Origin of the sequence: Actinomadura livida (genome assembly GCF_014648675.1) — a bacterium.
GTDB lineage: Bacteria > Actinomycetota > Actinomycetes > Streptosporangiales > Streptosporangiaceae > Spirillospora > Spirillospora livida.
Genome location: NZ_BMRO01000006.1, coordinates 411,750 through 436,199 on the forward strand (window position 1 = coordinate 411,750; position 24,450 = coordinate 436,199).

The 24,450-nt window shown below is 73.9% G+C and carries 19 protein-coding genes; 10 read left to right on the forward strand and 9 right to left on the reverse strand.

From position 1 onward, the window contains the following. Positions 1-28 precede the first annotated feature (28 nt). Both IEZ03_RS16990 and IEZ03_RS16995 read right to left on the reverse strand, forming a co-directional pair. Positions 29-382, reverse strand: a complete 354-nt coding sequence (locus IEZ03_RS16990; RefSeq protein WP_184883394.1) for an ArsR/SmtB family transcription factor — start codon at positions 380-382, stop codon at positions 29-31. A 180-nt stretch (positions 383-562) separates the two neighbouring features. Then, positions 563-1,156 carry a dihydrofolate reductase family protein gene (locus tag IEZ03_RS16995; protein WP_184883392.1) on the reverse strand — a complete coding sequence of 198 codons (594 nt, stop codon included), beginning with the start codon at positions 1,154-1,156 and terminating at the stop codon, positions 563-565. Between the two features lie 293 nt (positions 1,157-1,449). Here IEZ03_RS16995 and IEZ03_RS17000 point away from each other — a divergent pair, with 293 nt between their 5' ends. From IEZ03_RS17000 to IEZ03_RS17010, 3 genes are all read left to right on the forward strand, one after another. Further along, the gene (locus IEZ03_RS17000) at positions 1,450-3,156 is read left to right on the forward strand and encodes a sulfatase-like hydrolase/transferase (protein WP_184883390.1); all 1,707 of its coding nucleotides are present in this window, start codon (positions 1,450-1,452) and stop codon (positions 3,154-3,156) included. Positions 3,157-3,339: 183 nt separating this feature from the next. Beyond that, the gene (locus tag IEZ03_RS17005; RefSeq protein ID WP_221480665.1) at positions 3,340-4,479 is read left to right on the forward strand and encodes a beta-1,3-glucanase family protein; all 1,140 of its coding nucleotides are present in this window, start codon (positions 3,340-3,342) and stop codon (positions 4,477-4,479) included. A 46-nt stretch (positions 4,480-4,525) separates the two neighbouring features. Then, complete coding sequence (locus tag IEZ03_RS17010) at positions 4,526-6,214, forward strand: ArnT family glycosyltransferase (protein WP_221480664.1); 1,689 nt, start codon at positions 4,526-4,528, stop codon at positions 6,212-6,214. On the opposite strand, the gene IEZ03_RS17015 is transcribed toward IEZ03_RS17010, so the two are convergent. Both IEZ03_RS17015 and IEZ03_RS17020 read right to left on the reverse strand, forming a co-directional pair. Further along, positions 6,192-6,590 (reverse strand): hypothetical protein, encoded by a 399-nt coding sequence (locus IEZ03_RS17015; RefSeq protein ID WP_184883386.1) that lies wholly within the window; start codon positions 6,588-6,590, stop codon positions 6,192-6,194. The two genes, IEZ03_RS17010 and IEZ03_RS17015, sit on opposite strands and share 23 nt — an antisense overlap. Before the next feature lie 88 nt (positions 6,591-6,678). Further along, positions 6,679-9,525, reverse strand: a complete 2,847-nt coding sequence (locus tag IEZ03_RS17020) for a hypothetical protein (RefSeq protein WP_184883384.1) — start codon at positions 9,523-9,525, stop codon at positions 6,679-6,681. Positions 9,526-9,595: 70 nt separating this feature from the next. Here IEZ03_RS17020 and IEZ03_RS17025 point away from each other — a divergent pair, with 70 nt between their 5' ends. Further along, complete coding sequence (locus tag IEZ03_RS17025) at positions 9,596-11,092, forward strand: phytoene desaturase family protein (RefSeq protein ID WP_184883382.1); 1,497 nt, start codon at positions 9,596-9,598, stop codon at positions 11,090-11,092. Here IEZ03_RS17025 and IEZ03_RS17030 read toward each other — a convergent pair. The 3 genes from IEZ03_RS17030 to polA all read right to left on the reverse strand — a co-directional run bounded on the left by IEZ03_RS17030 (position 11,089) and on the right by polA (position 15,888). Next, on the reverse strand, positions 11,089-12,636 hold the full coding sequence (locus IEZ03_RS17030) for an FAD-dependent monooxygenase (protein WP_184883380.1): 1,548 nt from the start codon (positions 12,634-12,636) through the stop codon (positions 11,089-11,091). The genes IEZ03_RS17025 and IEZ03_RS17030 overlap by 4 nt on opposite strands. 1 nt (position 12,637) lies before the next feature. Beyond that, positions 12,638-13,129: an inorganic diphosphatase gene (locus IEZ03_RS17035; RefSeq protein WP_184883378.1), complete on the reverse strand. Its 492-nt coding sequence runs from the start codon at positions 13,127-13,129 to the stop codon at positions 12,638-12,640. Positions 13,130-13,221: 92 nt separating this feature from the next. After that, positions 13,222-15,888, reverse strand: coding sequence for a DNA polymerase I (gene polA / locus IEZ03_RS17040; protein WP_184883376.1), 2,667 nt, complete (start codon positions 15,886-15,888; stop codon positions 13,222-13,224). 53 nt (positions 15,889-15,941) lie between these two features. On the opposite strand from polA, the gene IEZ03_RS17045 reads away from it, so the two are divergent. After that, entirely contained in the window at positions 15,942-16,781 is an 840-nt protein-coding gene (locus IEZ03_RS17045) for an LLM class F420-dependent oxidoreductase (RefSeq protein ID WP_184883374.1), read from the forward strand. Between the two features lie 99 nt (positions 16,782-16,880). On the opposite strand, the gene IEZ03_RS17050 is transcribed toward IEZ03_RS17045, so the two are convergent. Continuing rightward, on the reverse strand, positions 16,881-18,437 hold the full coding sequence (locus IEZ03_RS17050) for a M28 family metallopeptidase (RefSeq protein WP_229808342.1): 1,557 nt from the start codon (positions 18,435-18,437) through the stop codon (positions 16,881-16,883). Between the two features lie 366 nt (positions 18,438-18,803). Between IEZ03_RS17050 and IEZ03_RS17055 the strand changes: the two genes are divergently transcribed. Genes IEZ03_RS17055 through IEZ03_RS17070 form a run of 4 tightly spaced genes read left to right on the forward strand, consistent with a single transcriptional unit; the run spans position 18,804 to position 22,610 of the window. Continuing rightward, on the forward strand, positions 18,804-21,203 hold the full coding sequence (locus IEZ03_RS17055) for a sensor histidine kinase (protein ID WP_184883370.1): 2,400 nt from the start codon (positions 18,804-18,806) through the stop codon (positions 21,201-21,203). Further along, on the forward strand, positions 21,200-21,634 hold the full coding sequence (locus tag IEZ03_RS17060) for a roadblock/LC7 domain-containing protein (protein ID WP_184883368.1): 435 nt from the start codon (positions 21,200-21,202) through the stop codon (positions 21,632-21,634). The genes IEZ03_RS17055 and IEZ03_RS17060 overlap by 4 nt, the downstream gene beginning before the upstream one ends. Positions 21,635-21,640: 6 nt before the next feature. Continuing rightward, entirely contained in the window at positions 21,641-22,024 is a 384-nt protein-coding gene (locus IEZ03_RS17065; protein ID WP_184883366.1) for a DUF742 domain-containing protein, read from the forward strand. Beyond that, on the forward strand, positions 22,005-22,610 hold the full coding sequence (locus IEZ03_RS17070; RefSeq protein WP_184883364.1) for a GTP-binding protein: 606 nt from the start codon (positions 22,005-22,007) through the stop codon (positions 22,608-22,610). Before IEZ03_RS17065 ends, IEZ03_RS17070 begins: the two co-directional genes overlap by 20 nt. Here IEZ03_RS17070 and IEZ03_RS17075 read toward each other — a convergent pair. Further along, complete coding sequence (locus IEZ03_RS17075) at positions 22,599-23,231, reverse strand: TetR/AcrR family transcriptional regulator (protein ID WP_221480662.1); 633 nt, start codon at positions 23,229-23,231, stop codon at positions 22,599-22,601. The two genes, IEZ03_RS17070 and IEZ03_RS17075, sit on opposite strands and share 12 nt — an antisense overlap. A gap of 73 nt (positions 23,232-23,304) precedes the next feature. On the opposite strand from IEZ03_RS17075, the gene IEZ03_RS17080 reads away from it, so the two are divergent. Further along, complete coding sequence (locus IEZ03_RS17080; RefSeq protein ID WP_184883362.1) at positions 23,305-24,441, forward strand: acyl-CoA dehydrogenase family protein; 1,137 nt, start codon at positions 23,305-23,307, stop codon at positions 24,439-24,441. Positions 24,442-24,450: the final 9 nt, after the last annotated feature.

Consider the following 24,450-nt stretch of genomic DNA (forward strand, 5'->3'; position numbering starts at 1 on the left):
ACGAACGGGCGGGCGCGACCCGCCCGCGCTACCGGGACCGGCGCTCGCCCGGCGGGCGGTCGGCGCGCAGGTCGTCCAGGAGCTCCGCCTGCCCCGTGAGCACCCCGGTGAGGATCGACCGCGCGACCGCGAGGAGGTCGGCGATCTGGGGGCTGGTCAGCGAGTAGATGACCGTGACCCCCTCCTTGCGGGAGACGACCAGTCCCGCCCGGCGCAGCACGGCGAGCTGCTGGGACAGGTGGGCCGGCTCGATCCCGACCTCCGGCAGCATCTCGGCGACCGCGTGGTCGCGCTCGCTCAGCAGCTCCAGCACGCGGATCCGGGCCGGGTGCCCGAGCGTCTTGAAGAACTCGGCCTTGAGCTGGTACAGCGGCGTGCTCACGGCAGGCGGCCCCTCGGGGTCTCCGCAGCGGCCGGCCGGTGATACTGGGTCCACCCGACGGCGTTTCTGCTGATTGGGTGATCGGCTTACCAAATATGGCAATTGCTAATACTAGCAACTCCATCCCGGCCGGGCGCCCGCCGCACCGGCGGGTGCGGCGGCGGCCCGCCGAGGTAGGGGCTACCGGGCGATCCGGTAGGTCACGTGGGTCACCATGCCGGTGCCGGACACGGCGGCCGGTTCGAGCCGCAGGTCGCCGACGCCGGTGAACAGCCGCTCCCCCGCGCCGAGGACCATCGGGGCGATGTGCAGGCGCAGCTCGTCGATCAGGCCCGCCGCGAGGTACTGGTTCACCGTCTGCGCTCCGCCGCAGATCGCGACGTCCTGGTCGCCGGCGGCCTCCCTCGCCTGCGCCAGCGCGGCCTCGATGCCGCCGGTGACGAAGTTGAACGTCGTGCCGCCCTTCATGGGGACGGGCTCGCGCGGGTAGTGCGTCAGGACGAACACCGGCGCGTGGTAGGGCGGCTCCTCGCCCCACCAGCCGTTCCAGGCCAGGTCCCATTCGCCGCGTCCCGAGGCGAACATGTTGCGGCCCATGACGAACGCCCCGGCCGCCGTGATGGCCTCGATGACCTCGGTGTGGGCGTCGGGCTCCTCGAACATCCACCGGTGCAGCCGCTCGCCGTTGTCGCCGAGCGGCTCGTCCAGCCGCTGGTTCGGCCCGGCCACGTAGCCGTCGACGGACATCCCGATGTCGCAGGTCACCTTGCTCATGTCGATCCCTCCCTTGGGCGCCCCTCCGGCGCCGCTCACCCATTGGTCGGAGCGGCCCGCACGTTCTCGACATGCCCGCGAAGGAAACCGGGCGGTCAATTCGCGCCCCGTCGAGCGCGCGGCTGAACGCGAACAGCTCATCGGCGTCGTACCGGCGGTGCGTGATGGCCGCCACGGGGTGGAACATGGAAACGTTGAACCGGTCTCCGCCCGGTCCGCGTGCAGTAGGTGTCGCGTCTGCGGCGGGGACCGGACCAGGGGAGGACGCGCTGACCACCACCACCGATAGCCGCATGGAGCGGGTGGACGACGAGGGCGCCGGCGGCGGGCACGCCGGCGAGCCCGCGGAGGAGGCCGGCGGCCGGGAGCCCGGGGACCGGGAGCCGGGCCGCGGGCGGCGGTGGCGCCGGATCGCGGGCCGGGCCTGCACCGCCGCCGCCTTCCTGTTCGTGCTGGCGGCGCTCGTCGCGCCGGCCGAGCTCACCCGGCTGACCCCGGCCGCGTTCGCGCGGATCCCGGTCGAGGGGATCGTTGGCGTCGCCCTGATCCTCCTGGTGCCGGCAAGGGCGCGGCGGTACGTCGCCGGGGCGGCGGGCGCCGTGCTCGGGCTGCTGCTCGTCCTGAAGGTGATGGACATCGGCTTCGAGGCCGTGATGTTCCGGCCGTTCGACCTCGTCCTCGACTGGCCGCTGCTCGGGCCCGCCGTCGAGTTCGTCGAGAAGTCGTCCGGCCGGACGGGCGCGATCGGCGTGCTGGTCCTCGCGGTGGTGCTGGCCGTCGCCGTGGCCGTGCTCATGGCGCTGTCGGCGCTGCGGCTGGCCCGCGTGGCCGCCCGGCACCGAAGGACGTCGGTACGCGCCGCCGCCGCGCTCGGCACCGTGTGGGTCCTGTGCGCGGCGCTCGGCGTCCAGGCGGCCGACGGCCTGCCGGTCGCGTCGAGGAGCACCGCCGTGCTCGCCTACGACCACACCGTGCAGGTCCGGTCCAGCCTGAACGACGGGGAGGAGTTCGCCGAGGCCGCCGCCGTCGACGCCTTCCGCGGCACGCCCACCGACCAGTTGCTGACGGGGCTGCGCGGCAAGGACGTCGTCCTGGCCTTCGTGGAGAGCTACGGTCGCTCGGCGCTGGAGCACCCCGAGTACGCGGCGCAGGTCGGCGGCGTCCTGGACGCGGGCACGCGGCGGCTGGACGAGGCCGGGTTCTCCGCGCGCAGCGGCTGGCTCACCTCGCCCACCACGGGCGGCGGGAGCTGGCTGGCGCACGCGACCCTGCTGTCGGGCCTGTGGGTCGACAACGAGCAGCGCTACCGGACCCTCGTCAACAGCGACCGCTTCACCCTCAACCAGGCGTTCCAGCGGGCCGGTTCCCGGACGGTCGCGCTCATGCCGGCCATCACCCGGACCTGGCCCGAGGGCGGCTTCTTCGGCTACGACAAGGTGTACGACAGCCGCAACACCGGCTACCGGGGGCCGCGCTTCGCGTTCGCCACGATGCCCGACCAGTACACGCTGTCGGTCCTCCAGCGCAACGAGCTCGCGGCCGACGACCGCGCCCCCGTGATGGCGGAGGCGGCCCTGGTGTCGAGCCACGCGCCGTGGGCCGCGATCCCCCGCCAGGTCCCGTGGGACCAGGTCGGCGACGGCTCGGTCTTCCAGGGCATGGGCAAGGGCGACGACGCGCCGTGGCCCCCGCCGGACGAGATCCGCGGCGAGTACCGCAAGTCGATCGAGTACACGCTGAACACGCTCATCTCCTACGTGGAGACCTACGGCGACGACGACACCGTGCTCGTCTTCCTCGGCGACCACCAGCCGTCCCCGGTCCTCGCGGGCCAGGGCGCGAGCCGGGACGTGCCGATCACGGTCGTCGCCAAGGACGAGGCGGTCCTGGCGAAGATCTCCGGGTGGGGCTGGCAGGACGGGCTCAAGCCCGCGAAGAACAGCCCGGTCTGGCCGATGCACGCGTTTCGCGACCGATTCCTCACGGCTTTCGGCGGCTGATCCGATTGGCGGGACGGCATTCCGGGAATGGTCAATGACGATCAGAATCCGCAGGTGCCCGACCCACCCCCCGCCAACTCCTGTGGAAGGCCCAGCATGCCGTACCCACCCCCGCGACCCCATTCCCGCTCCCCCCGGAAATCCCGTCTGCTCGCAGTCGTCCTCGCGGCCGTACTCGCGGGCGTGCTCCTACAGGCGCCGCTCACACCGGTGCGCGCGGCGGTGCGCGACGTACTGCCGATGACCATCACGAACAATTCCGGGCGCACCGGGCAGGTGCACCTGTACGTGGTCGGCGTGAACCTCGGCACCGGCCGGCTCGGATATGGCGACGAGGCGGGGACGTTCACGCCCTGGCCTGCGGGTTCGATCCCGCCGAGCCCCGCTCCCGACGTCTCGATCAGCGGCCCCGCCAATGGCGCGGCGAAGACGATCCGCATTCCGCGCGGCCTTTCCGGGCGGGTGTACTTCTCGATCGGGGAGAAGATCAGTTTCTTCCTCACTCCCGACGGACTCGTCCAGCCGGCGCCGTGGAATCCGAGCGATCCCAACCACGACGTCGTATTCGACTGGAGTGAATTCACGTTCAACGCCGACGGGCTCTGGCTCAACAGTTCCCAGGTCGACATGTTCAGCATCCCGCATTCCGTCGCGGTCACGAACGGCGCGGGCGCAACGACACGGACGGGAGTACTCGTACCGAATGGCCGGGAACGCATCTTCAACGCCGTACAAGGCCAGGCCGGAGACTGGACCAGTCTGGTCACGACACGCGCGGACGGTTTGCGGCTCCGCGTCCTTTCCCCGGCGAAGGGAATCGACGCGGGCGTTTTCGGCTCCACCTACCTCGACGGGTACATCGGCAGTGCCTGGGACGCCTACAGAACGCGCACGCTGACCGTCGTGCCATTCCAGCACGAGCCGCAGAAGCGGTTCTCCGGCCGGACCGACGCCGCTGGCGTCATGCACTTCACCGACGGCACGGGCGCCGTGGTGGCCTCGTTCCAGAAGCCCACCACCAAGGACGTGTTCGGCTGCGACGGCAGGCTCCACGCGCCCAACGACCACGTGGTCGGCCCGATCGCGCGGACGCTGTGCGCGGCACTGCACCGCTCGACGCTCGGCCACCTGGACACCCAGCCCACCTACGACGCCGGGCAGTTCTACACGCGGGAGGTCACCAACCACTACTCGCGGATCGTCCACGCGAACATGGCCGACGGCAGGGCCTACGGATTCCCGTTCGACGACGTCGGCGGGTTCGAGTCCCTCGTGCACGACGGCTCCCCGGCCTCCGCCGCGATCGGCTTGACGCCGTGGTGACCTGATGTGGGCGTGACGTGAACCGTCCCGATGCGAAAGTGGTGGCGTGACCTCGCTGTCCACCGAGCAGGGGCACCCGCCGGCGTCTCCGCGCGAGACGCCGGCGGGCCGTTTCGGAGCGCTGCGGCGGTACCGGCGGTGGCTGACCGCCCTCGCCGCCGCGGTGCTGCTGGCCCAGATGGCGGCGGCGATGCTCACCGCCGCCGCGCGGCAGTCCCCGACCAACGACGAGCCGGTGTACGCGGGGACGGGCGCGTACTACGTGTACGAGCACGACCTGCGCTACAACCCCGAGCATCCGCCGCTGGGCAAACTGCTCATCGGCGTCGGGGTCGCCCTCAGCGGGGCGCATCTCGACGCCGCCTACACCGGCGGCCAGTACGCGGCCGGACGGCATTTCCTGTACGGCTCCGGCAACAACGCGCAGCGGGTGCTGCTGGCGGCGCGACTCCCGGTCGTCGTCCTGACGCTGCTGTTCGGCCTCGTCGTCTTCGCGTTCGCCCGCGACCTCGCCGGGCCGCTCGGCGGGCTCGGGGCGCTCGCCCTGTACTCCTTCTCCCCCGACGTCATCGCGCACGGGTCGCTGGCCACGCTCGACGTGCCGATGGCCGGGTTCCTGCTGACGGCGGCATGGCTGCTGTGGCGGGCGCGGCGGCGGCCGCGGCTCTGCCTTCCGCTCGCGGGCCTGGCGCTCGGCGCGGCCGTGGCGACCAAGATGAGCGCGCTGCCCGCGATCCCTCTGCTGCTGGGCCTGGCCGCGCTCTCGGTGTGGTCGGCGGGACGGGAACGCGCCGTCTCCCGCCGCCGCCTCCTCGCGGCCTGCGCCGCGTCGGCCGCCGGGATCACCGTGCTCGTGGTCGCGGTGGTGTGGGCGAGCTACCTGGCCGTCGACCCGCGGCTGCGCTGGACGGCACCGGCGGACGTGCCGTCCATCGGGGGGCTGCGCGGGCTCGCCGCCGGCCTGCTGCCGTTCCCGGCGCCGTTCCGGGACGGGATGCGCGTCCAGTTCGGCTTCGAGGATCTGCAGTGGACCGGCTTCCTGTTCGGCCGGGTCTACCAGGGCTCCCTCTGGTACTACCTCCCCGCCGCGCTGCTGGTGAAGACGCCGCTCGGGACCCTCGCGCTGTGGGCGGCGGGCGGCGCCGCGCTCCTCGCGGTGCCGCGGCTCCGCCCCGCCGCGCCGTACGTGCTGCTGCCCGCCGCCGTGCTGCTGGCCGCGGCCATGACCGGCGACCGCGACCTCGGCGTCCGCTACGCCGTCTTCCTCCCGATGTTCCTCGCGGTGGCGACGGCCGGCCTGGCCGCCGTCCGGTGGCGCTGGACACCGGCGATCGCGGGCGCGTTAGTGCTGTTCACAGCGGTCAGCTCGCTGCGGACGTACCCGTACTACCTGCCCTACTCCAACGAGGCGTTCGGCGGCCCGGCCAAAACCCACCTTCACCTGCACGACTCGAACGTCGACTGGGGCCAGGACCTCCGCCGCCTCGCCAACCGCCTCCGGGAACGGCACGCGGGCGAGAAGGTCTGGCTCGCCTACAAGGGCCAGGGCGTCCCCTCCTACTACGGCATCCGCGCGTCGGACCCGCTCACCGTCCCGCCAGGCCGGGTCCGCGGGCTGCTGGTGGTGTCGAACACCTTGATCGCCAAGTCCGACCCGCGGCTGACCCCCCTGATCGCCACCGCCGAGCCGATCGGCGACGTCGGCCACTCCATCACGATCTTCCGCCGCCCGTAGCCCGGCCGTCGGGCGGGTCCGCGCACGTCTCGCTCGTGCATTCGCCGCTGTAGGCCCGGACGCTCCAGCTCCCCGGAACCGGCTGGAACCCGGCCAGGAACCGGTCGAGCTCGGCCGCGATCCAGGGCCGTTCCGGTCCCTGCGGCGTCACGGGGAGCGGAAGCGCGACCACCTCGAACGCGACCGGGACTCCCGGAGTGGTCCGCAGGTACGCCGACGCACCGTCGTTCGCCCCGCAGCCGCCGCCTCTCAGGAAGCCCTTGTCGACCAGAGGGACCGTGAACGCCGAAGAACAGCGGTAGGTGAGGTAGGCCGTTCTCAGCAGCCGCGGCGACCGCTCCGTCACGTACGCCGCGTAGTCCGGTCTCTCCCGCATCCGACCTCCTGAACGGTTCCTGCCGACTACTACCGCCGAGACCCCGCGAACGGTTGCCCGCGCTCCCGCCGGATCCGGCGGGAGCGGGTCAGTGCCGGTGGGTGTGGGCGCGGGACCAGAGTGCGGGCCAGCCGCCTGAGGCGAGCCAGGACGCGGGGACGCGCAGGCCGTGCGCGGCGACCTCGTCCCAGAAGACGGCGGTGTCGGCGCCGAGCTCGCGGGCGGCGGGCAGGGCGCGCCGCCACGGGCCGTCCTCGTTCTCGAGGTCGGTGGCGGGGTAGCCGGGCACCCGGATACCCCGCGGCGCCGTCAGGGGAGCCATTTCGGTCCCGGGGGCGTCGCAGTTGACCGCGACGATCAGGGCGCACAGCAGCGGCTCGGTCGCGCGGCGGGCGAGGGCGCGGGCGATGACCGGGTCGTCCGCGCGGGCCAGCCGGCCGATCGCCCGGCGCGTCCGGCGCCCCGCGAGGTCGAGGGTGTAGGCGTCGGCGAGGACGGGGAGCCGGACGAGCCTGCGCAGCTGCCCCGGCAGCGGCGGTTCGCCGAGCAGGAGCCGCAGCTGGTCGAAGCGGTCGCGCAGCGCCGGGTCCAGGGCGTCCAGCGCGGTCGCGAGGGGGCGGCGGCCCGTCGCCTCCCACAGCCCGGTCAGGTCGGCCGTCCCCGTGTCGAGCGCCCGCCGGACGGCGGCGGCCAGCTGCGCGGCGCCCAGCCGGCGGAGCCGGACGGGCGCGGCGTCCGGCGGTGTCGCGGCGACGGCGGCGTAGGCGTCGAGCGTCCCGGGCGCGAGGTCGTCCAGGGCGCGCCGCGCGAGCGTCCGCAGCGGCGGCCCCGCGTCCTCGACCACGCGCGGCGCGGGGCGGCGCCGGGCGGGCCGGGCGGGCGGGAGCTCGTCCGGCGGGGCCGGCCCCTCCCCGCCGGGGCCGGGAATCGCGGCGACCCAGTCGCGGAACCGCCGCGCGAGCTCCTGGTCCGGGTCGGCGTTGAACCTCGCCGCGATCTCGTTGACCCGCCAGCCGCGCGACGCGGGGCGCAGCGGGGCCAGCTCGGCGTTGACGACCAGCATCCCGTGCGCGTCGTAGAGCCCCATGAAGGCGATGCGGCCCTTCGCCCCGTACTCCAGGTAGTACGGGTCGGCGATGCAGTTGCCCATGTAGTCGGACCACTCGGCCAGGTCGCGGGCACCGCGCGCCACCTTCACGCGGACGCCCGCGCCCGGCACGGCCTCGCCGTCCCGGGCGAGCAGCACCGGCGGGACGGCGAAGCCGCCGGTCAGCGCCTCGGCGATCGCGGTCCCGGCCAGCAGGCCGCCGACGAGTTCCGCCCAGGTCTTCGCGCCGCGCGGCGGGACGCCGCCGAGCGCGGTGAGCTGCCCGGCGCCCGAGACGGCGCCGGTCACCGAGTCCGTCCGCGGGGCCGGCGGCGGCTCGGCGTCCGGCTCCGGGTCGTGGTCGAGCCACGGCGCCCCGGTCCCCGGCACGCCCCGCGCCCGGTCGTGCCCGTGCAGCTCGGCGAGCGCGTCGACCAGGTCGGCGTACCAGAGCAGATCGCCGACCAGCTCCGCGTCCGCCGGGTCCCGCCCGGCGGCGAGCCGCGCGTAGAGGGGCTCGGCGCCGTCCAGCAGCGGCCCGGACCAGGGCGGGATGCCGGCCCACTCGTGCGGGGCGCGCCGGTATCCGGTCGCGTCCCGCCAGTCCCGCAGTCCGGCGGCCGCCCACGTCCGCAGCGGCTCGTCCTGGGTGCCGATCATTTCGTCCATGATCCGCGCAAGGTCCTCGATGACCACGAGGCCGTAGGCGCGGGCGGAGGTGAGGCGGGGCCGGACGTAGGCGGCGAACCCGGCGTCTCTCGGCGCGTCGCCGGACAGCTTGCGGTGCAGGTCCCGGACGTGGGCCGCCGGACGGGCCGGAATGCCGGTGCGGCCGGGCACGCGCCGCGCCGCGTGCGCCGCGACCGCGTCGTCCACCTGCGCCGCCGCCGCGCTGATCAGGGCGGCCGAGCGCGCCAGGCCGTCGTGCGGTCCGTGGTCGCCGACCGCGGCCGCGGTGCGCAGCAGGGCCGTGGCGCCGAGCGCGTCCCGGAGGATCCAGTCGAGCCGCTCGCGCCAGTAGTCCGCACCCGGCGTCCACCGCGCGGCGTCCGCGAGCGAGATCTCCGCCATACCGCCCAGGGCCGTCCTGAGCCGTACGAGGACGCGTTCGTCATCGTGGTGGCGGCGCCGCTCGCGCAGGGCGGCGACCCGGTCCCGGCTGCTCTGCGTCGCCAGCCGCCGCCTCCGCCGGGCGAGGCCGGCGTGGTGGTCGAGGACCCGCGCCCACAGGTCGAGGAGCAGGTCGAGCCTGCGGGGGCGCGGCAGCGGCTCCAGCACCCGCCGCAGGTGCTGCGCGAGCACGGACGGCAGGTCGCCCGGGACGGCGTCGACGTCCCGCGGCGCGTCCACCGCGAGGATCCGCTCCAGCTGCTCGGGGCCGAGCACGTCGCTGGCCGCCACCGCCAGCCGCAGCGCGGCCCACCGCTCCTCCTCGACGGCGCGCGCCGCCGCCGCGCCCACGCGCCTGGTCACCGCGGGCCCGAACAGCGCCACGAGGAACCCGGCCCGGTCGCCGAGGCGTCCCGCGCCGCGGAGGCCGAGGACGCGCAGCGCGGCCAGGACGGCGTCCCGCTGGTCGCCGCGCGCCCCGTCCAGCCGCGCGGACCGGAAGCCCGCCCCGAGGTCCACGCCGGCCCCCGCCGCGACCGCTCCCCCGGCCCGGACGAGACGGGCGAGCTCGGCGACGGCGCGCGCGGCGTCCGCCTCGGCGGCGTCCTCCGGTCCGAGCGCGACGGGCTCCCCCGGGCGCGCGTCGGCCCCGCACGGCAGCCGGACCGGCCCGGACGGCCGGTCCGCCCAGGCGGCGAGGCCAGAGGCCACCACACCCCACGCGAGACGGATCTTCACGCGCCCCATGATCCCGCCCGGGCGCGCAGCGGCCAACGCGTTTCTCGTCCCGCTGTGATTGGCTGAGCGCATGTACGACGTCGTGATCGCGGGCGGCGGGCACAACGGGCTGGTCGCGGCCGCCTACCTGGCCCGGGCCGGGCGGCGGGTGCTGGTGCTGGAACGGCTCGGCCACCTGGGCGGGCTGGCCGTCTCGGCGCGGGTGTTCCCCGGGGTGGACGCGCGGGTGTCCCGGTACTCCTACCTCGTGAGCCTGCTGCCGTCGCGGATCGTCCGCGACCTGGGGCTGAAGATCGAGCTGCGGGGACGGCGGTACGCGTCGTACACGCCGGTCGGCGACGGCGGGCTGCTGATCGACAACGGCGACGAGGCGCGGACGGCCGCGTCCCTCGGCGCCGACGCCGAGGCGTGGCGGCGGTTCTACGGGACGGCCGGGCGGGTCGCGGCCCGGGTCGCGCCGACGCTGCTGGAGCCGCTGTGCGACCGGGCCGGGCTGCGGGCCGTCGTGGACGACGCCGGCGCCTGGCGAGATCTGTTCGAGCGGCCCATCGGGGAGGTGGCCGACGAGCGGTTCGCCGGCGACACCGTACGCGGGGTGGTGCTCACCGACGCGCTCATCGGCACCTTCGCCGATCCGGCCGATCCGTCACTGCTGGCCAACCGCTGCTTCCTCTACCACGTCATCGGGAACGGCACCGGCGACTGGAACGTGCCGGTCGGCGGGATGGGCGCGGTGAGCGGGGCGCTGGCCGGCGCCGCCCGCGCGGCCGGCGCGGAGCTGCGGACGGGGATGGAGGTGCTGGCGGTCGACCCGTCCGGCGAGGTGGCGTTCCGGGACGCCGAGGGCGCCGAGCACGCCGTCTCCGCCCGGTGGGTGCTGGTCAACATGCCGGGCGAAGCCGGATACGGGGACGGGGACGGGCCCGAGGGGTCGCAGCTGAAGGTGAACATGGTGCTCTCCCGGCTGCCGCGGCTGCGCGACCCGTCCGTCCGGCCGGAGGAGGCGTTCGCCGGGACCTTCCACATCAACGAGGGGCGCGCGCAGCTGGCCAGAGCGTACGAGGAGGCCAAGGCCGGCCGGATTCCCGCGCTGCCGCCCGCCGAGGTCTACTGCCACTCGCTGACCGACCCGTCCATTCTCGGTCCGGAGCTGCGGGCGGCCGGGGCGCACACCCTCACGCTGTTCGGCCTGCACATGCCGGCGCGGCTCTTCCGCGCGGACCCGGCGGGCGCGCGGGAGGCGGCCCTGCGCGCCACGCTCGCGTCGTTCGACTCGGTGCTCGCCGAGCCGATCGGGGACTGCCTGCTGCGCGCCCCGGACGGCTCGCCGTGCCTGGAGGCCAAGACGCCCGTCGACCTGGAGGACGAGGCGGGCCTCCCCGGCGGGCACATCTTCCACCGCGACCTGTCGTGGCCGTTCGCCGAGGAACCCGCGGAGCGGGGGCGGTGGGGCGTGGAGACCGAGCATCCGCGGGTGCTGCTGTGCGGGGCGGGCGCGCGGCGCGGCGGCGGGGTCAGCGGCATCCCGGGGCACAACGCCGCCCGCGCCGTCCTCGAGGCGGGTTAACGTCCGCAGGCGCGGTGCAGTGCCTCCGTCACCGGCGCGGGGTCGGCGGACGGGAGGACGGCGGCGAGGTGCCCGTCCGGGCGGACGACATGGACGGTGTCCGGCCCGGCCCGCAACGCCTCCCGGAGGACCCCGTCCGCGTCGATCTCGTCCAGCGCGTGGACCGTGTGGGGAACGGCGGTCCGCAGCCGCGGTGCCCGGCGGTTCGCGGTCAGGACGACGAAGCCGGTGCCGAACAGGCGGCGCAGGCGGGTGCGCTCGCCGCCGACGGTGCACGGGCCGTCCGGGCAGAGGACGCCGGGCACGGGCGGGCGGGCCGCCCCCGGTTCGCGGGGGAAGCCGTCCAGCGGGCCGGACGGGGTGGTCAGCGGCGAGTCCAGGTACCAGAACGGCTCGGCGAGCTTGCCCGAGTCGATGATGGTGCGGGGTTCCGGGCGCGTCCGCGCCCGCTCCAGCGACTCCAGCCGGTGGGCGCGCTGCGCGGGCGTCTGCGGGACGAGGAACTCCATCGTCCGGGTGGTGACGCGGAGGTTCTCCTCGGCGGCGGCGCGCCGCTCGGCGTCGTAGGACGCGAGCAGGCCCGCGGGGGCCAGGCCCCGGTGGACGAAGGCCAGCTTCCAGGCGAGGTTCTCCGCGTCCTGGATGCCGGAGTTCAGCCCGCGGGCGCCGAACGGCGCGAACAGGTGGGCGGCGTCCCCGGCGAGGAACGCGCGCCCGGAGCCGAACGCCGTGGCGCACCGCTCGTGGAACCGGTACACGGTCGCCCACACGATCTCGTACGGGAGATCCCCGACGATCTTCCGGATGCGGGCGTCCAGGGCGCCCGAGGCGCGTTCGGCGTCGAGGTCGACTCCCGGCGCGACCTGCCAGTCGATCCGCCAGGTGCCGTCCGGGCACTGGTGGACGAGGACCTGCCGCCCCGGGTTCCACTCCGGATCGAAGTGGAACCGCCGCTCGCTCGGGAACGGCAGCTCTGCCCGGACGTCGCAGATGAGGAACCGGTCGGTGAACGTCCGCCCGGGGAAGCCGATGCCGAGCAGCTTGCGGACGGTGCTGTGGCAGCCGTCCGCGCCGACCAGGTGGCTGCCCCGGACGGTACCGCCCGCCTCGACGCCGCCGACCTCGACCTCCACGCCCTGCTCGTCCTGGCGGACACCGCGCACCGGATGCCCGTACCGGAGGTCGATCAGCGGCTCGTCGGCCGCGAGGCCGCCTAGGTACCCCTCCACCTCCGCCTGGGAGATGTTGATCCAGGGCGGGACCGCGCCGCCTCCGGTGCCGGGGAAGGTGACCGAGAACAGCTCGTCGCCGCGGTGGTAGGTCCGGCCGGTCGTCCACGTCACCCCGCGGGCGATCATCCGCTCGGCGCAGCCGGCCCGGTCGAGCACGTCGAGGACGTCCCGCTGGAAGCAGATGGCCCTGGACCCGGACGGGTCGCGCCGGCCGGCCGCCTCCAGCACCGTGCTCGGCACGCCGTGCCGCGCCAGCAGCAGCGCGGTGACCAGGCCGACCGGCCCGGCGCCCGCGACGACGACCGGCTCCATATCACCGCGTGGTCGTGTCGCGCGCGCGTTCGGCGGCCTCGGCGATCGTCTGGTCGGCGACCCGCCGGTCCTGCCAGCCGCGCACGTCGGTGCTCTTGAGCGGTTCCAGGTTCTTGTAGATGTCGAAGAAGTGCGCGATCTCGTTGCGGACGTGCTCGTGGACGTCCTCCAGGTCGCGGATCTGCGCGTACCGCACGTCCGTGGCCGGGACGCTGAGGATCTTGGCGTCGGGGCCGCCCTCGTCGTGCATCCAGAACACGCCGACGCTGCGGACGGTGATCTCGCAGCCGGGGAAGGTGGGCTCCTCCAGCAGCACCATCACGTCCAGCGGGTCGCCGTCCTCGGCGACGGTGTCCGGGATGTAGCCGTAGTCGACCGGGTACTGGGTCGAGGTGAACAGCATCCGGTCCAGCCGGATGCGGCCGAGCCGGTGGTCCATCTCGTACTTGTTGCGGGATCCCTTGGGGATCTCGACGACCATCTCGATCTCCATGCGTGCCTCCCCAGGAATCCCCTACCCAGCGACGGGGCGACGTGATCGTACCGGCGCGGGACGGCGGGCGATACGGGTCGGCGGGCATGAAATCAGTGGGCGGCCGCGTCCCAGTCGGGGCCGGTGCCGACGGCGACCTCCAGCCCGACGCTGAGCGGGTACGCGGTGGTCATCCCCGTCCGCACGATCTCCTCCACCGCGTCCCGCTCGCCCGGCGCGACCTCCAGGACGATCTCGTCGTGCACCTGGAGCAGCAGGCGGCTGCGCAGCCCCGCGGCGGTCAGCGCGCCGTCCACCCGCAGCATCGCGATCTTGACGATGTCGGCGGCCGAGCCCTGCACCGGCGCGTTCAGCGCCATCCGCTCGGCGGTCTCGCGGCGCCGCCGGTCGTCGCTCGCCAGCTGCGGCAGGTGGCGGCGGCGGCCGAGGACGGTCCGGGTGTAGCCGGTGACGCGGGCCTCGGCGACGACGTGGTCGAGGTAGTCGCGGACGCCGCCGAGCCGCTCGAAGTAGGCGTCCATCAGCGGGCGCGCCTCCGCGACCGGGATACCGAGCTGCTTAGCCAGCCCGAACGCCGACAGGCCGTACGCCAGCCCGTACGACATCGCCTTGATCTTGCGTCGCATCTCGGGCGTGACCGCGTCCTGGGACACCCGGAAAACCTGGGCGGCCATCGTCGTGTGCAGGTCCTCGCCGGACTCGAACGCGGCGAGGAGGGTCGGGTCCTGGGAGAGGTGGGCCATGACGCGCAGTTCGAGCTGGCCGTAGTCGGCCGTCATCAGCGACTCGTAGCCCGGGCCGGGCCGGAACGCCCGGCGGATGCTCCGCCCCTCCCCGGTCCGGATGGGGATGACCTGCAGGTTCGGGTCGGTGGAGGTGAGGCGGCCGGTGGCGGCGACCGTCTGCCGGAACGTGGTGTGGATGCGGCCGTCCGCGCCGATCTCCCTGATCAGCCCGGTGACGGTCGTGCGGAGCCGCGCCTGGTCGCGGTGCCGCAGCAGGACCTGCGGCAGGCCGTTGTCGGTCTGCGCGGCGAGCCAGGTCAGCGCGTCGAGGTCGGTGGAGTAGCCGGACTTGATCTTCTTGGTCTTCGGCAGGCCCAGCTCGCCGAAGAGCACCTCCTGGAGCTGCTTCGTCGAGCCGGGGTTGAAGCGGCGTCCGGCGATCTCCGCGGCCTCGTCGGCCGCGCGCTCCATCGCCGCGGCGAACCGCCCTTCCAGCTCCTCCAGGAGACCGGCGTCGACGTGGACGCCGGCGCGTTCGGCCCTGGCGAGCAGGTCCGACAGGGGCAGCTCCACCTCGCGCAGCACCGTGTCCATGCCCGTGGAGGCGAGGTCGGCGGCGAACACGCCCGCCAGGTCGAGGACGGCGCGGGCGCTCAGCATCAGCCCCGCCGGACCGCCCTCCGGCGGGCGGCGCCCGAGGTGCCGCCCCGCGAGGTCGGCGATCCCGTACGCGGCCAGGCCCGGCAGGAGAAGGTAGGCGGCCATCGCGGTATCGGCGGCGATGCCGGCGATCGGCCCGTGCTCACCGATACCGTGCTCACCGAACACGCGCAGCAGGGACTTCACGTCGTGCAGGGCCTTGGGGCGGGCGGGGTCGGCCAGCCAGTCGGCGAACGCGCGCTCGTCGGCGGCGGTGAGCGCGGGCGGCTCGAACGAGGCCGCGTGCCCGTCGCCGGTCGCGAGCGCGATCCGGGTGACGCCGCCCTCGCCGCGGGCCCAGGTGTACTCGGCGGCCAGCCCGGTGAGGCCGGTCGCGCGGGTCCGCAGCCAGCCCGCCAGCTCGCCCGCGTCCAGTTCCCGGCCCTCGATCCGCTCCCGCTCCGCGGCCGCCGGTGTCGTCTCCGGTGGCCGGCCGCCGCCCGGGTCGGCGGCGAACAGCCGCTGCCGGAGGCTCGGGTTGCGGAACTCCAGCTCGTCCAGCAGCGACGTGAACGCGGCCACGTCGTAGGGCCGCCGCCGCAGGTCGCCGATCTCCACCGGAAGGTCCAGGTCGCGGACGAGCTCGGTCAGCCGCCGGTTCAGCCGGACGGTGTCCAGCGCCGCGCGCAGCCGCTCCCCCGCCTTCCCCTTCACCTCGCCCGCCCGGTCCAGCAGGGCGTCAAGGGAGCCGAACTCGCGGACCCACTTCGCCGCCGTCTTCTCGCCGATGCCCGGGATGCCGGGCAGGTTGTCGGACGGGTCGCCGCGCAGCGCCGCGAAGTCCGGATACTGCGCCGGGCTCAGCCCGTACTTCTCCCGCACCGTCTCCGGCGTGTACCGGATCATCTCCGAGGCCGTCCGGTAGAAGTACAGGACGGTGACGTCGTCGCCGACGAGCTGGAGCACGTCCCGGTCCCCGGTGATGATGAGGACGTCGAGCCCCTCGGCCCCGGCCCTCGCGGTCAGGGACGCGATCACGTCGTCGGCCTCGTAGCCGGGCGCCCGCAGCACCGGGACGCTCATCGCGGCGAGCAGCTCGTCCAGGATCCGCAGCTGGCCGCCGAACCCCTCCGGCGAGCGTGACCGGGTCGCCTTGTACTCGGGGAACGCCTCGGTGCGGAACGTCGACCGCGACACGTCGAACGCGACCGCCGCGTGCGTCGGGCGCTCGTCGCGCAGCGCGTTGGCCAGCATGTTCGCGAACCCGTAGACGACGTTGGTCGACTGCCCCGAGGTGGTGGTGAAGTTCTCGACCGGCAGCGCGTAGTACGCCCGGTAGGCCAGCGAGTGGCCGTCGAGCAGCAGCAGCCGGGGCCGGTCGGTCACGCGTCTCATCCTCGCACCGGGGAACGGGGGATGAAACGACCGGACCGCACGTTGGGAGCGACATGACGAAGATCGAACTGGGCCGCCTGGGCATCTGGCGCCCGTGGAACCAACTCGACCCCGAACTGGCGAAGGACGTCGAGGACCTCGGCTACGGCACGATCTGGATCGGCGGGTCGCCGCGCGGCGACATGAAGATCGCCGAGCGGCTGCTGGCCGGGACCGACCGCATCGTGATCGCGACCGGCATCGTGAACATGTGGACGACGCCCGCCGAGGAGGTCGCCGAGTCCTACCACCGGCTCAACGACGCCTACGGAGGCCGGTTCGTGCTCGGCGCGGGCATCGGCCATCCGGAGGCGACGCAGGAGTACCGCAGCCCGTACGAGACGATCGTCCGGTACCTCGACCGGCTCGACGCGGCGAAGGTCCCGGTGGAGGGGCGGGTGCTCGCCGCGCTGGGGCCGAGGGTGCTGCGGCTGGCGGCCGAGCGCGCCGCGGGCGCCCACCCGTACCTGACGACGCCCGAGCACACGCGGCTGGCGCGGGAGACGATGGGCGACGGCCCGCTCCTCGCCCCGGAGCAGAAGGTCGTGCTCGGCACCGATCCCGAGCGGGCCCGCGCGCTGGCCAGGGAGCAGATCGGCTTCTACTTCCGGCTCCGGAACTACGTCGCCAACTGGAAGCGGCTCGGCTTCACCGACGAGGACGTCGCCGGGGACGGCAGCGACGCGATCCTGGACGCGCTGGTCGCGCACGGCGACGCGGCGGCGGTGGCCGCACGGCTGTCCGCCCACCTGGACGCGGGCGCCGACCACGTCGCCGTCCAGGTGCTGGCCGAGCAGGACGGGGACCCGCGTCCCGCGCTGCGCGCGATCGCGGAGACGCTCCCGCCGCGCTGAGCCCCCGCCACCGCTTTCCCACCACTCGAACTGCGGCGGGAACGGAGGAGGGACGCGCCCCGCGGCGGGGCGCGTCCCTCGGATGTACCGCTCAGCCGGTCACCTGGTCACGTGGTGGCCGATCACGTCGGGGACCGTCTGCTTCCTGACCTGGACCCGCTTCCTGGCGAGCTCGTTGCCGTTCACGGTCAGCGTGCTGTGCGCGAACTTCTGGGTGACCGCCGCCGCGGCGTCGATCATCTGGTCGAAGCCCTTGAGGTTCACGTTGTCGAGGCGGTCGCATTCCGCGTGGTAGCACGGGTCGTAGGCGACCCCCGCCGTGCCGCCGTACACCTTCGCCTGCTCGGGCGTCTTGATGCCCTCGGCGCCGGTGAACAGGCCGCCGGCCGGGATGCCGACGTTGATGAAGGCGTTGTAGTCCGACCGCCCGTTGAACGGAGTCGGGGCGCTGGCGAGGCCCTGCGAGGCGAAGTGGTCGGTGAACGCCTTCTCGATCGCGCCGGAGCCCGCGGGCGACTCGACCGGGTTCTGGCCCTCGCTGTTGTCGCCGTCGTAGACGAACCGCACGAAGTTCGGCGAGCCGATCATGTCGAAGTTGAGGTTGAGCGCGATGTTCTCCCGCTCCTCCTCCGACAGGCTGTCGACATAGTGCTGCGAGCCGATCAGGCCCTCCTCCTCGGCGCCCCAGAACGCGAACCGCACGGTGTTGCGGACCTTGGGCCCGAGCTTGTGGATCTGCTTGGCCATCTCCAGCAGCGCCGCGGTGCCCGAGCCGTTGTCGTTGATGCCGGGCCCTTCGGCGACGCTGTCGAGGTGCGCGCCGAGCACGACCACGTTGTCGTCCTTGCCGCGGCGGGTGTCGGCGACGACGTTGGACGCCTGGCGCTCCTCGGTGAAGGTGTCGGTCTTGATGCGCAGCGTCACACCGCCCTCCTGCGCCTGCTGGACGAGGGCGGTCCCGACGGCGTTGGTCGGGCCGATGACCGGGATGCCGTACGGCGCGGCGAGCGTGCCCGCGACCGGGCCGGGCTGGTCGGGGAGCTGGTAGATCGCGACGGCGGCGGCGCCGGCCGCGATGGCGTGGTCGGTCTTCAGGGCGAAGGTGCAGCCGCCGCGCTGGATCAGCGCGATGTTCCCCGCCGGGAAGCCCGCGAAGTCCTCGGCCTCGCACCCGCTGCCGAGCCCGGTGATCGCGGTGTCCACCGGGGTGGCGGCGGCGGTGACGTCGCCGGAGCCCGAGTACTGCATCGTCGCGAAGTCGCCGCCCGGCTCGAACGCGTTCTGCTCGGGGGCGGTCTGCTCGAAGACCGGTTCCGACAGCTCCTGCCAGAAGTCGAACGTGAACTCCTGCACCGTCGGCTTGTATCCGGCCCTTTCGAGCTGATTCGCGATGTACTTGACGGTGATCTCGCTGCCCGGCAGCCCCGCGGCCCGGTTGCCGCCGTTGGCGTCCGCGATCTTCTGCAGGTTCTGCTGGTGATGGCGGACGTTCTTCAGCTTGACGAGCTTGGCCAACTGGGATGGTGTCGGCTTCGCCTGGGCCGGTACCGCCGCCACGGTGGTGGTGGCGAGTGAGAGGCCCAGGAGTGCCGCCAGCGCGGCTTTGCGCATGACCCTGTCTCCGATCTCGGGGGACGAGGATCCGAATCCTGACATAAGCCTTTTCTGGCCACAAGACGAACGGGTGTGCGGTGCGGCCCCATTGACCGCGCCTCTTCCGCCCTTTACCAAGATCGATAAGTTCGGCCGCCGGCGCCGCCGTCCGGTCGAATGACTTGTTGACCTGCTTGATCACCCGAATCCCGGCGAATGGCGGCCCGGTAGATCATCGGCGGCGCGGCAGTTCGGCGGAATGGCCGTCTCCGGTCCGCGCGGCGGAGCGAACGGGGGTCCCCGATCTCCCCGCGCGGGGCGGCGAAACGCCCGGCGAGAAAGGGGTAGGTGCCTCTGGCCCCGGAGTAAGGGACCTAAGTATGCTGCCCAGACTTTGGCCGGTGGTGGGGACCGACGGGGAGCGACTAGGTGGCAGGAACCGAGCAGGCGCAGGAATCTCGCAGGCGGTCGCGCACCCGGCCGATCGGACGGCGGATCATGCCGCTCCTCGCGATCCCGCTCGTGTCGCTCCTGGTCCTCTGGGCGTTCTCGGCCGTTCCCGCCATCAGCGAGGCGGTGCGGCAGAACCGGTACGCGGCGGACTACGACCGCGTCGGCGATCCGTCCAGGTACGCGATGCAGGCGGTGCAGGCGGAGCGCGCCGCGGCGGTCGGCATGCTGGCGGGCGATTCCGCCGCGGCCACGCAGAAGTTCCTGGCGACGAGCGCCAAGACGGACCAGGTCACGGCCGCCTTCCGCGCCGCGGCGCTGTCACCCGAGGCGACCGCCAACATGGACGCCGACGCGCTGCAGCGGATGCGGAGCACCACCGCCCAGTTCGACCGCCTGGCCGACGTCCGCTCGCGGGTCAACGCGCGGAGCATCTCCGTGCTGGACGCGATCAACGCCTACAGCGGCGTCCTCGACAACACGGCGCGGCTGCTCAGCACGCTGGCGACGCTGGAGGACGTCACCGTCTTCGCGCAGAACAAGGGCGTTCTGTACCTGTTCTGGTCGCACGACTTCCTGCTCCGCGAGGACCTCCTGCTCTCCAGCCTGCGCGGCCGGCTGAAGTCCGACGAGCGCGCCGCGTTCGCCGACTGGGCGGGCGGCCGGACGAACCTGTTCCAGCTGGGCAGCATCCAGCTCAGCGGCCGTGCCTCGCAGACCGCCCGCGCCCTGGTGGACGCCCCGTCCTACAACGAGTACGCGGCGCTGGAGCGGTCCGTCGTGCGGCAGGGGCGCGCTCCGGATCCGCAGCGCTGGAAGGCCACCACCACGGAGGCCGGGCAGATCTGGCTCGGCACGGTCCTCAAGGCCAGCGAGGTGATCCGGCAGGACGACGTCGAGCCGGCCGACCGGCGGATCTGGCTGCGGGTCTACCTCACGGGCGGCGTGGGACTGCTCACCGTCATCGCGTCCATCGCGCTGTCGCTCCTGTTCGCCCGGCGCCTCGCCCGCGAGCTCAGGCGGCTGCGGCGGTCGGCGCAGGAGCTGGCCAACGAGCGGCTCCCCCGCGTCGTCGAGCGGCTGCGGCGCGGCGAGCACGTGGACCTGGAGGCCGAGACGCCCCGTCCGGAGACCGGGCAGACCCGCGAGGTCGCCCTGGTGGGCGAGGCGCTCGACACCGTCCAGCGGACGGCCATCAGCACCGCGATCGGCGAGGCCGACCTGCGCGCGAGCATCAACCGCGTCTTCATCAACCTGTCGTGGCGGAGCCAGTCGCTGCTGCACCGGCAGCTGCGGCTGCTGGACCAGATGGAGCGCCGCGCGGCCAGCCCCGAGGAGCTCGACGACCTGTTCCGCCTCGACCACCTGACCACCCGCATGCGGCGGCACGCCGAGGGCCTGGTCATCCTGGCGGGGTCGCCGACCGTGCGGGCCTGGGACCATCCCGTCGCCGCCGAGGACGTCGTCCGCGCCGCGATCGCCGAGGTCGAGGACTACACCCGCGTCGAGGTGACCGGCGCCTCCTCGGCCGCCGTCACCGGCGGCGTCGTCGCCGACGTCATCCACCTGCTCGCGGAGCTGATCGAGAACGCCGCCTCGTTCTCCCCGCCGACCACCGAGGTCACGGTCAAGGTCGAGAGCGTCGCCAACGGGCTCGCGGTCGAGGTGGTCGACCGCGGCATCGGCCTGGCCGCCGAGGAGCGCGAGGAGCTGAACCGGCGGCTCGCCAGCTCGGCCGAGTTCGACCTGGCCGACACCGAGCGGCTCGGCCTGTTCGTCGTCGCGCGGCTGGCGGCGCGGCACCGCATCAGGGTGTCGCTGCAGCCGTCGGTGTACGGGGGAACGACGGCCGTCGTGCTCGTCCCGCACACGCTGGTGGTCGTGGACGAGGAGTGGCGGCTCACCGACGGCGCCGGGGAGCTCCTGCCGCAGGGCGCCGGCGCGGCGGCGGGCGGCGGGCTCCGCCTCGGCCGCCCGGCCCGCCCGGCGCTGCCGGCGGCACCGCACGGCCAGCCGCCGCCCGCCCATCCGGCGTCCGCGCCGCCGGACGCGCCGGCGGGCGGGGAGAACGGCGAGCGCCGCCGGGCCGAGCACCGGGACGGGGATCCCGAGGACGCCGAGGCCGAGGACAGCGAGGTCACCGGCCGCCTCCCCCGGCGGGTGCGGCAGCGCGCCCTGGCACCGCAGTTGCGCAGGTCCCGGGAGGGCGGCGTCGCGCGGCCCGGGCAGGCCGCGGACCCGGACGACGACTTCGACGAGCCGAGTCCGGAACTCAGCCGCGACCTGATGTCCTCGCTACAGTCGGGATGGCTGCGCGGAAGGGACGCCGAGGACACAGCAGGCAATGACGATCCGCGCGACGAATGGGGGGAATCATGACGCAGCAGAGCCATGCCACCGGGGAGCTCGACTGGCTGCTCGACGATCTTGTGGAGCGGGTCGGGGAGGTCCACCAGGCCGTGCTGCTGTCCCGGGACGGGCTGGTCATGGGCGCGTCGGGCGGTGTCACCCGCAAGGACGCCGAGTTCCTCGCGGCGCTGTCGTCGGGGTTCCACAGCCTGGCGAACGGGGCCCGCGAGCACTTCCAGGCCAAGCAGGTGCGGCAGACCGTCGTGGAGCTGGACGGCATGCTGTTCTTCGTCATGCCGGCCGGCAACGGCAGCTGCCTGGCCGTGCTCAGCGACGCGGGCGGCAACGCCGGCCTGGTCGCCTACGAGACGACCATGCTGATCAAGCGGGTGCGGCGGCACCTGTCCGCCGCGCCGCGCACGCCCGCCGAGGACGCGGCGGCCGCGGGCGCGTCGGACTGAGCGACCGTGGAGAAGCCGAGAGAGCGGTGGATCGGGCGCGACGCGGGCCCGATCGTCCGGCCGTACGCCGTGACCCGCGGGCGCACCCGCCCCCGCGGGCTCGTCGTCGACCTCGTCACCATCCTCGTCGCGACGGGCCGGACGCCGGGCGACCGGGTGTGGCTGTCGCGCGAGCAGCGGCGGCTGCTGGAGCTGTGCCGGCGCCCCTCCACCCCCGCCGACCTCGCCTCGGAGACCGACCTGCCGTTCCGGGTCGTGCAGATCCTGCTGGAGGACCTGCACCAGTACGGCCTCGTCGAGGAGATGCCGCAGGCCGAGCACGGCGAGCGGCCCGACCGTCCCGATCCCCGCATACTGATGAGAGTGCTCGATGAACTCCGCCGCCTCTGACTCCGCCCCGGCGCCGCACGCGTTCGACGACGACGTGCCGCAGCACACGCTGAAGATCCTGGTGGCCGGGGGCTTCGGCGTCGGCAAGACCACCCTCGTCGGCTCGGTCAGCGAGATCCGCCCGCTGCGCACCGAGGAGGTCCTCACCGACGCCTCGGCCGGCGTGGACGACCTGCACGGCGTGGAGCGCAAGACGACCACGACCGTCGCCATGGACTTCGGGCGGCTGACGTTCTCCGGCGGCGTCCGGCTGTACCTGTTCGGGACGCCCGGCCAGGAGCGGTTCTGGTTCATGTGGGACCAGATCGCCTACGGCGCGGTCGGCGCGATCGTCCTGGTCGACACGCGGCGGCTCAGCACGAGCTTCGCGTCCATCGACTTCTTCGAGCAGCGGGAGATCCCGTTCGTCGTCGCGGCCAACGTGTTCGACGGCGCCCGCGGCTACACGGTGGACGAGATCCGCGACGCCCTGGACGTCGACCCGCACGTCCCGGTGATGCTCTGCGACGTACGGCGCCGCGAAACGGCTCGCGACGTCCTGGTGGCGCTGGTCGAGCACGCCGTCCAGTCGTCGTCACCCGTCTGAGGCGTCCGCGGGGCAAGCGCGGTCCGGAGTCATCCGGGCGACGATCAGGGAGGCCAGGGCGGCGTAGGCGGCGGAGTCGTCCAGGCCGGTCTGGGCCTTGATCTCGCCGCGGTGGATGGACTCCATCACCTGGCCCGCGACGGCGCCGACGAAGGCCGCGTCGGCGCCGGGCGCGCCGCCGCCGGGCAGCGCCTCGCGGACGAGGCCCTGCACGCGCCGGACGGCGAAGCGCGTGTTCCGCTTGTAGATCTCGCGGGCGGGCGGGAAGGCGTCGAGGTCGGCGAAGAACGCGGGCGACGCGGGCGCCAGCTCGGCGGAGATGGCGCGCAGGTACGCGCCGACGCGCTCCCGCGGGTCGGCGTTGGCGTCGAGCGCGGCCTCCACGCGCTCGGTCGCGCGGCGGAAGAACGCCCGGACGACGGCCACGATGATCTGCTCCCGGCTCGCCGCGACCGAGTACAGGGTGCTCTTCGAGCAGCGCAGGACGGCGGCCAGCTCCGCGACGCTCAGCTCGGCGAAGCCGCGGTCGAGGAAGACGTCGATGAGGCGGCCGACGAGGAGGTCGCGCCGCCGCAGCGCCCGGGTGGCCCGGGTGGCGTGCGCTCCGTCCAGCGGGGTCATGACCGGGACAGTACCAAAAGCGGTTCGCTGGTACTGCTCTTGGTACTGTGGGCGGGCCGAAAGGAGTCCGCCCATGCCCGCCACCCGGCACCTGCCGACCCCCGAGTCCGAGGACCTCGTCGCGCTCACCCGCGAGATCGCGGCGAAGGAGCTGGCGCCGCGCGCCGCGGACGCCGAGCGGAGCGGGACGTTCCCCCGCGAGGTGTTCACGACGCTCGGGCGGGCCGGCCTGCTGACGCTGCCGTACCCGGAGGAGTTCGGCGGCGGCGCCCAGCCGTACGAGGTCTACCTCCAGGTCCTGGAGGAGATCGGCGCGGCGTGGGCGAGCGTGGGCGTCGGCGTCAGCGTGCACGCGCTGTCGTGCTTCCCGCTGTTCGCGTACGGAAGCGATGAGCAGCGCGCCGAGTGGCTTCCCGACGTGCTGTCGGGCGAGCGGCTCGGCGCGTACTGCCTGTCGGAGGCGCACGCGGGGTCCGACCCGGCGGGGATGCGGGCCAGGGCCGTCCGCGAGGGCGATTCCTACGTCCTGAACGGCGCCAAGGCGTGGACGACCCACGGCGGCAAGGCCGACTTCTACACGGTGATGGCCCGCACGTCGGACGACGGCCCCCGCGGCATCTCGTGCTTCCACGTCCCCGCCGGCACCCCCGGGCTGGAGTTCGACGAGCCCGAGGACAAGATGGGCCTGATGGGGTCGACGACCGCGACCGTCCGGCTCGTGGGCGCCCGCGTCCCGGCGGGGAACCTGATCGGGACCGAGGGCCAGGGCCTGTCGATCGCGCTCGCCGGCCTGGACGCGGGGCGCCTCGGCATCGCCGCCGTCGCCACCGGCCTCGCCCAGCGCGCGCTCGACGTCGCCGTCCAGTACGCCAAGGAGCGCGAGGCGTTCGGCAAGGCGATCATCAAGCACCAGGGGCTGGCTTTCGTGCTGGCCGACATGGCCGCCGCGGTCGAATCGGCCCGGGCCACATACCTGTCGGCGGCGCGGCTGAAGGACGCGGGGCGCCCCTACGGCCGCGAGGCGTCCATCGCCAAGCTCGTCGCCACCGACAACGCGATGAAGGTGACCACGGACGCCGTCCAGGTCCTCGGCGGCGCCGGGTACACCCGCGACTTCCCCGTCGAGCGGTTCATGCGCGAGGCGAAGGTGATGCAGATCTTCGAGGGCACCAACCAGATCCAGCGCCTCGTCATCTCCCGGGGGCTGTGATCGCGCCCG

Excerpts from the sequence above, each read along its gene's own strand:
- IEZ03_RS16995 (WP_184883392.1), bottom strand. The coding sequence starts at position 1,156 with ATGAGCAAGGTGACCTGCGACATCGGGATGTCCGTCGACGGCTACGTG.
- IEZ03_RS17000 (WP_184883390.1), top strand. The coding sequence starts at position 1,450 with ATGGAGCGGGTGGACGACGAGGGCGCCGGCGGCGGGCACGCCGGCGAG.
- IEZ03_RS17015 (WP_184883386.1), bottom strand. The coding sequence starts at position 6,590 with ATGCGGGAGAGACCGGACTACGCGGCGTACGTGACGGAGCGGTCGCCG.
- IEZ03_RS17025 (WP_184883382.1), top strand. The coding sequence starts at position 9,596 with ATGTACGACGTCGTGATCGCGGGCGGCGGGCACAACGGGCTGGTCGCG.
- IEZ03_RS17030 (WP_184883380.1), bottom strand. The coding sequence starts at position 12,636 with ATGGAGCCGGTCGTCGTCGCGGGCGCCGGGCCGGTCGGCCTGGTCACC.
- IEZ03_RS17035 (WP_184883378.1), bottom strand. The coding sequence starts at position 13,129 with ATGGAGATCGAGATGGTCGTCGAGATCCCCAAGGGATCCCGCAACAAG.
- polA (WP_184883376.1), bottom strand. The coding sequence starts at position 15,888 with ATGAGACGCGTGACCGACCGGCCCCGGCTGCTGCTGCTCGACGGCCAC.
- IEZ03_RS17045 (WP_184883374.1), top strand. The coding sequence starts at position 15,942 with ATGACGAAGATCGAACTGGGCCGCCTGGGCATCTGGCGCCCGTGGAAC.
- IEZ03_RS17050 (WP_229808342.1), bottom strand. The coding sequence starts at position 18,437 with ATGTCAGGATTCGGATCCTCGTCCCCCGAGATCGGAGACAGGGTCATG.
- IEZ03_RS17060 (WP_184883368.1), top strand. The coding sequence starts at position 21,200 with ATGACGCAGCAGAGCCATGCCACCGGGGAGCTCGACTGGCTGCTCGAC.
- IEZ03_RS17070 (WP_184883364.1), top strand. The coding sequence starts at position 22,005 with ATGAACTCCGCCGCCTCTGACTCCGCCCCGGCGCCGCACGCGTTCGAC.
- IEZ03_RS17075 (WP_221480662.1), bottom strand. The coding sequence starts at position 23,231 with ATGACCCCGCTGGACGGAGCGCACGCCACCCGGGCCACCCGGGCGCTG.
- IEZ03_RS17080 (WP_184883362.1), top strand. The coding sequence starts at position 23,305 with ATGCCCGCCACCCGGCACCTGCCGACCCCCGAGTCCGAGGACCTCGTC.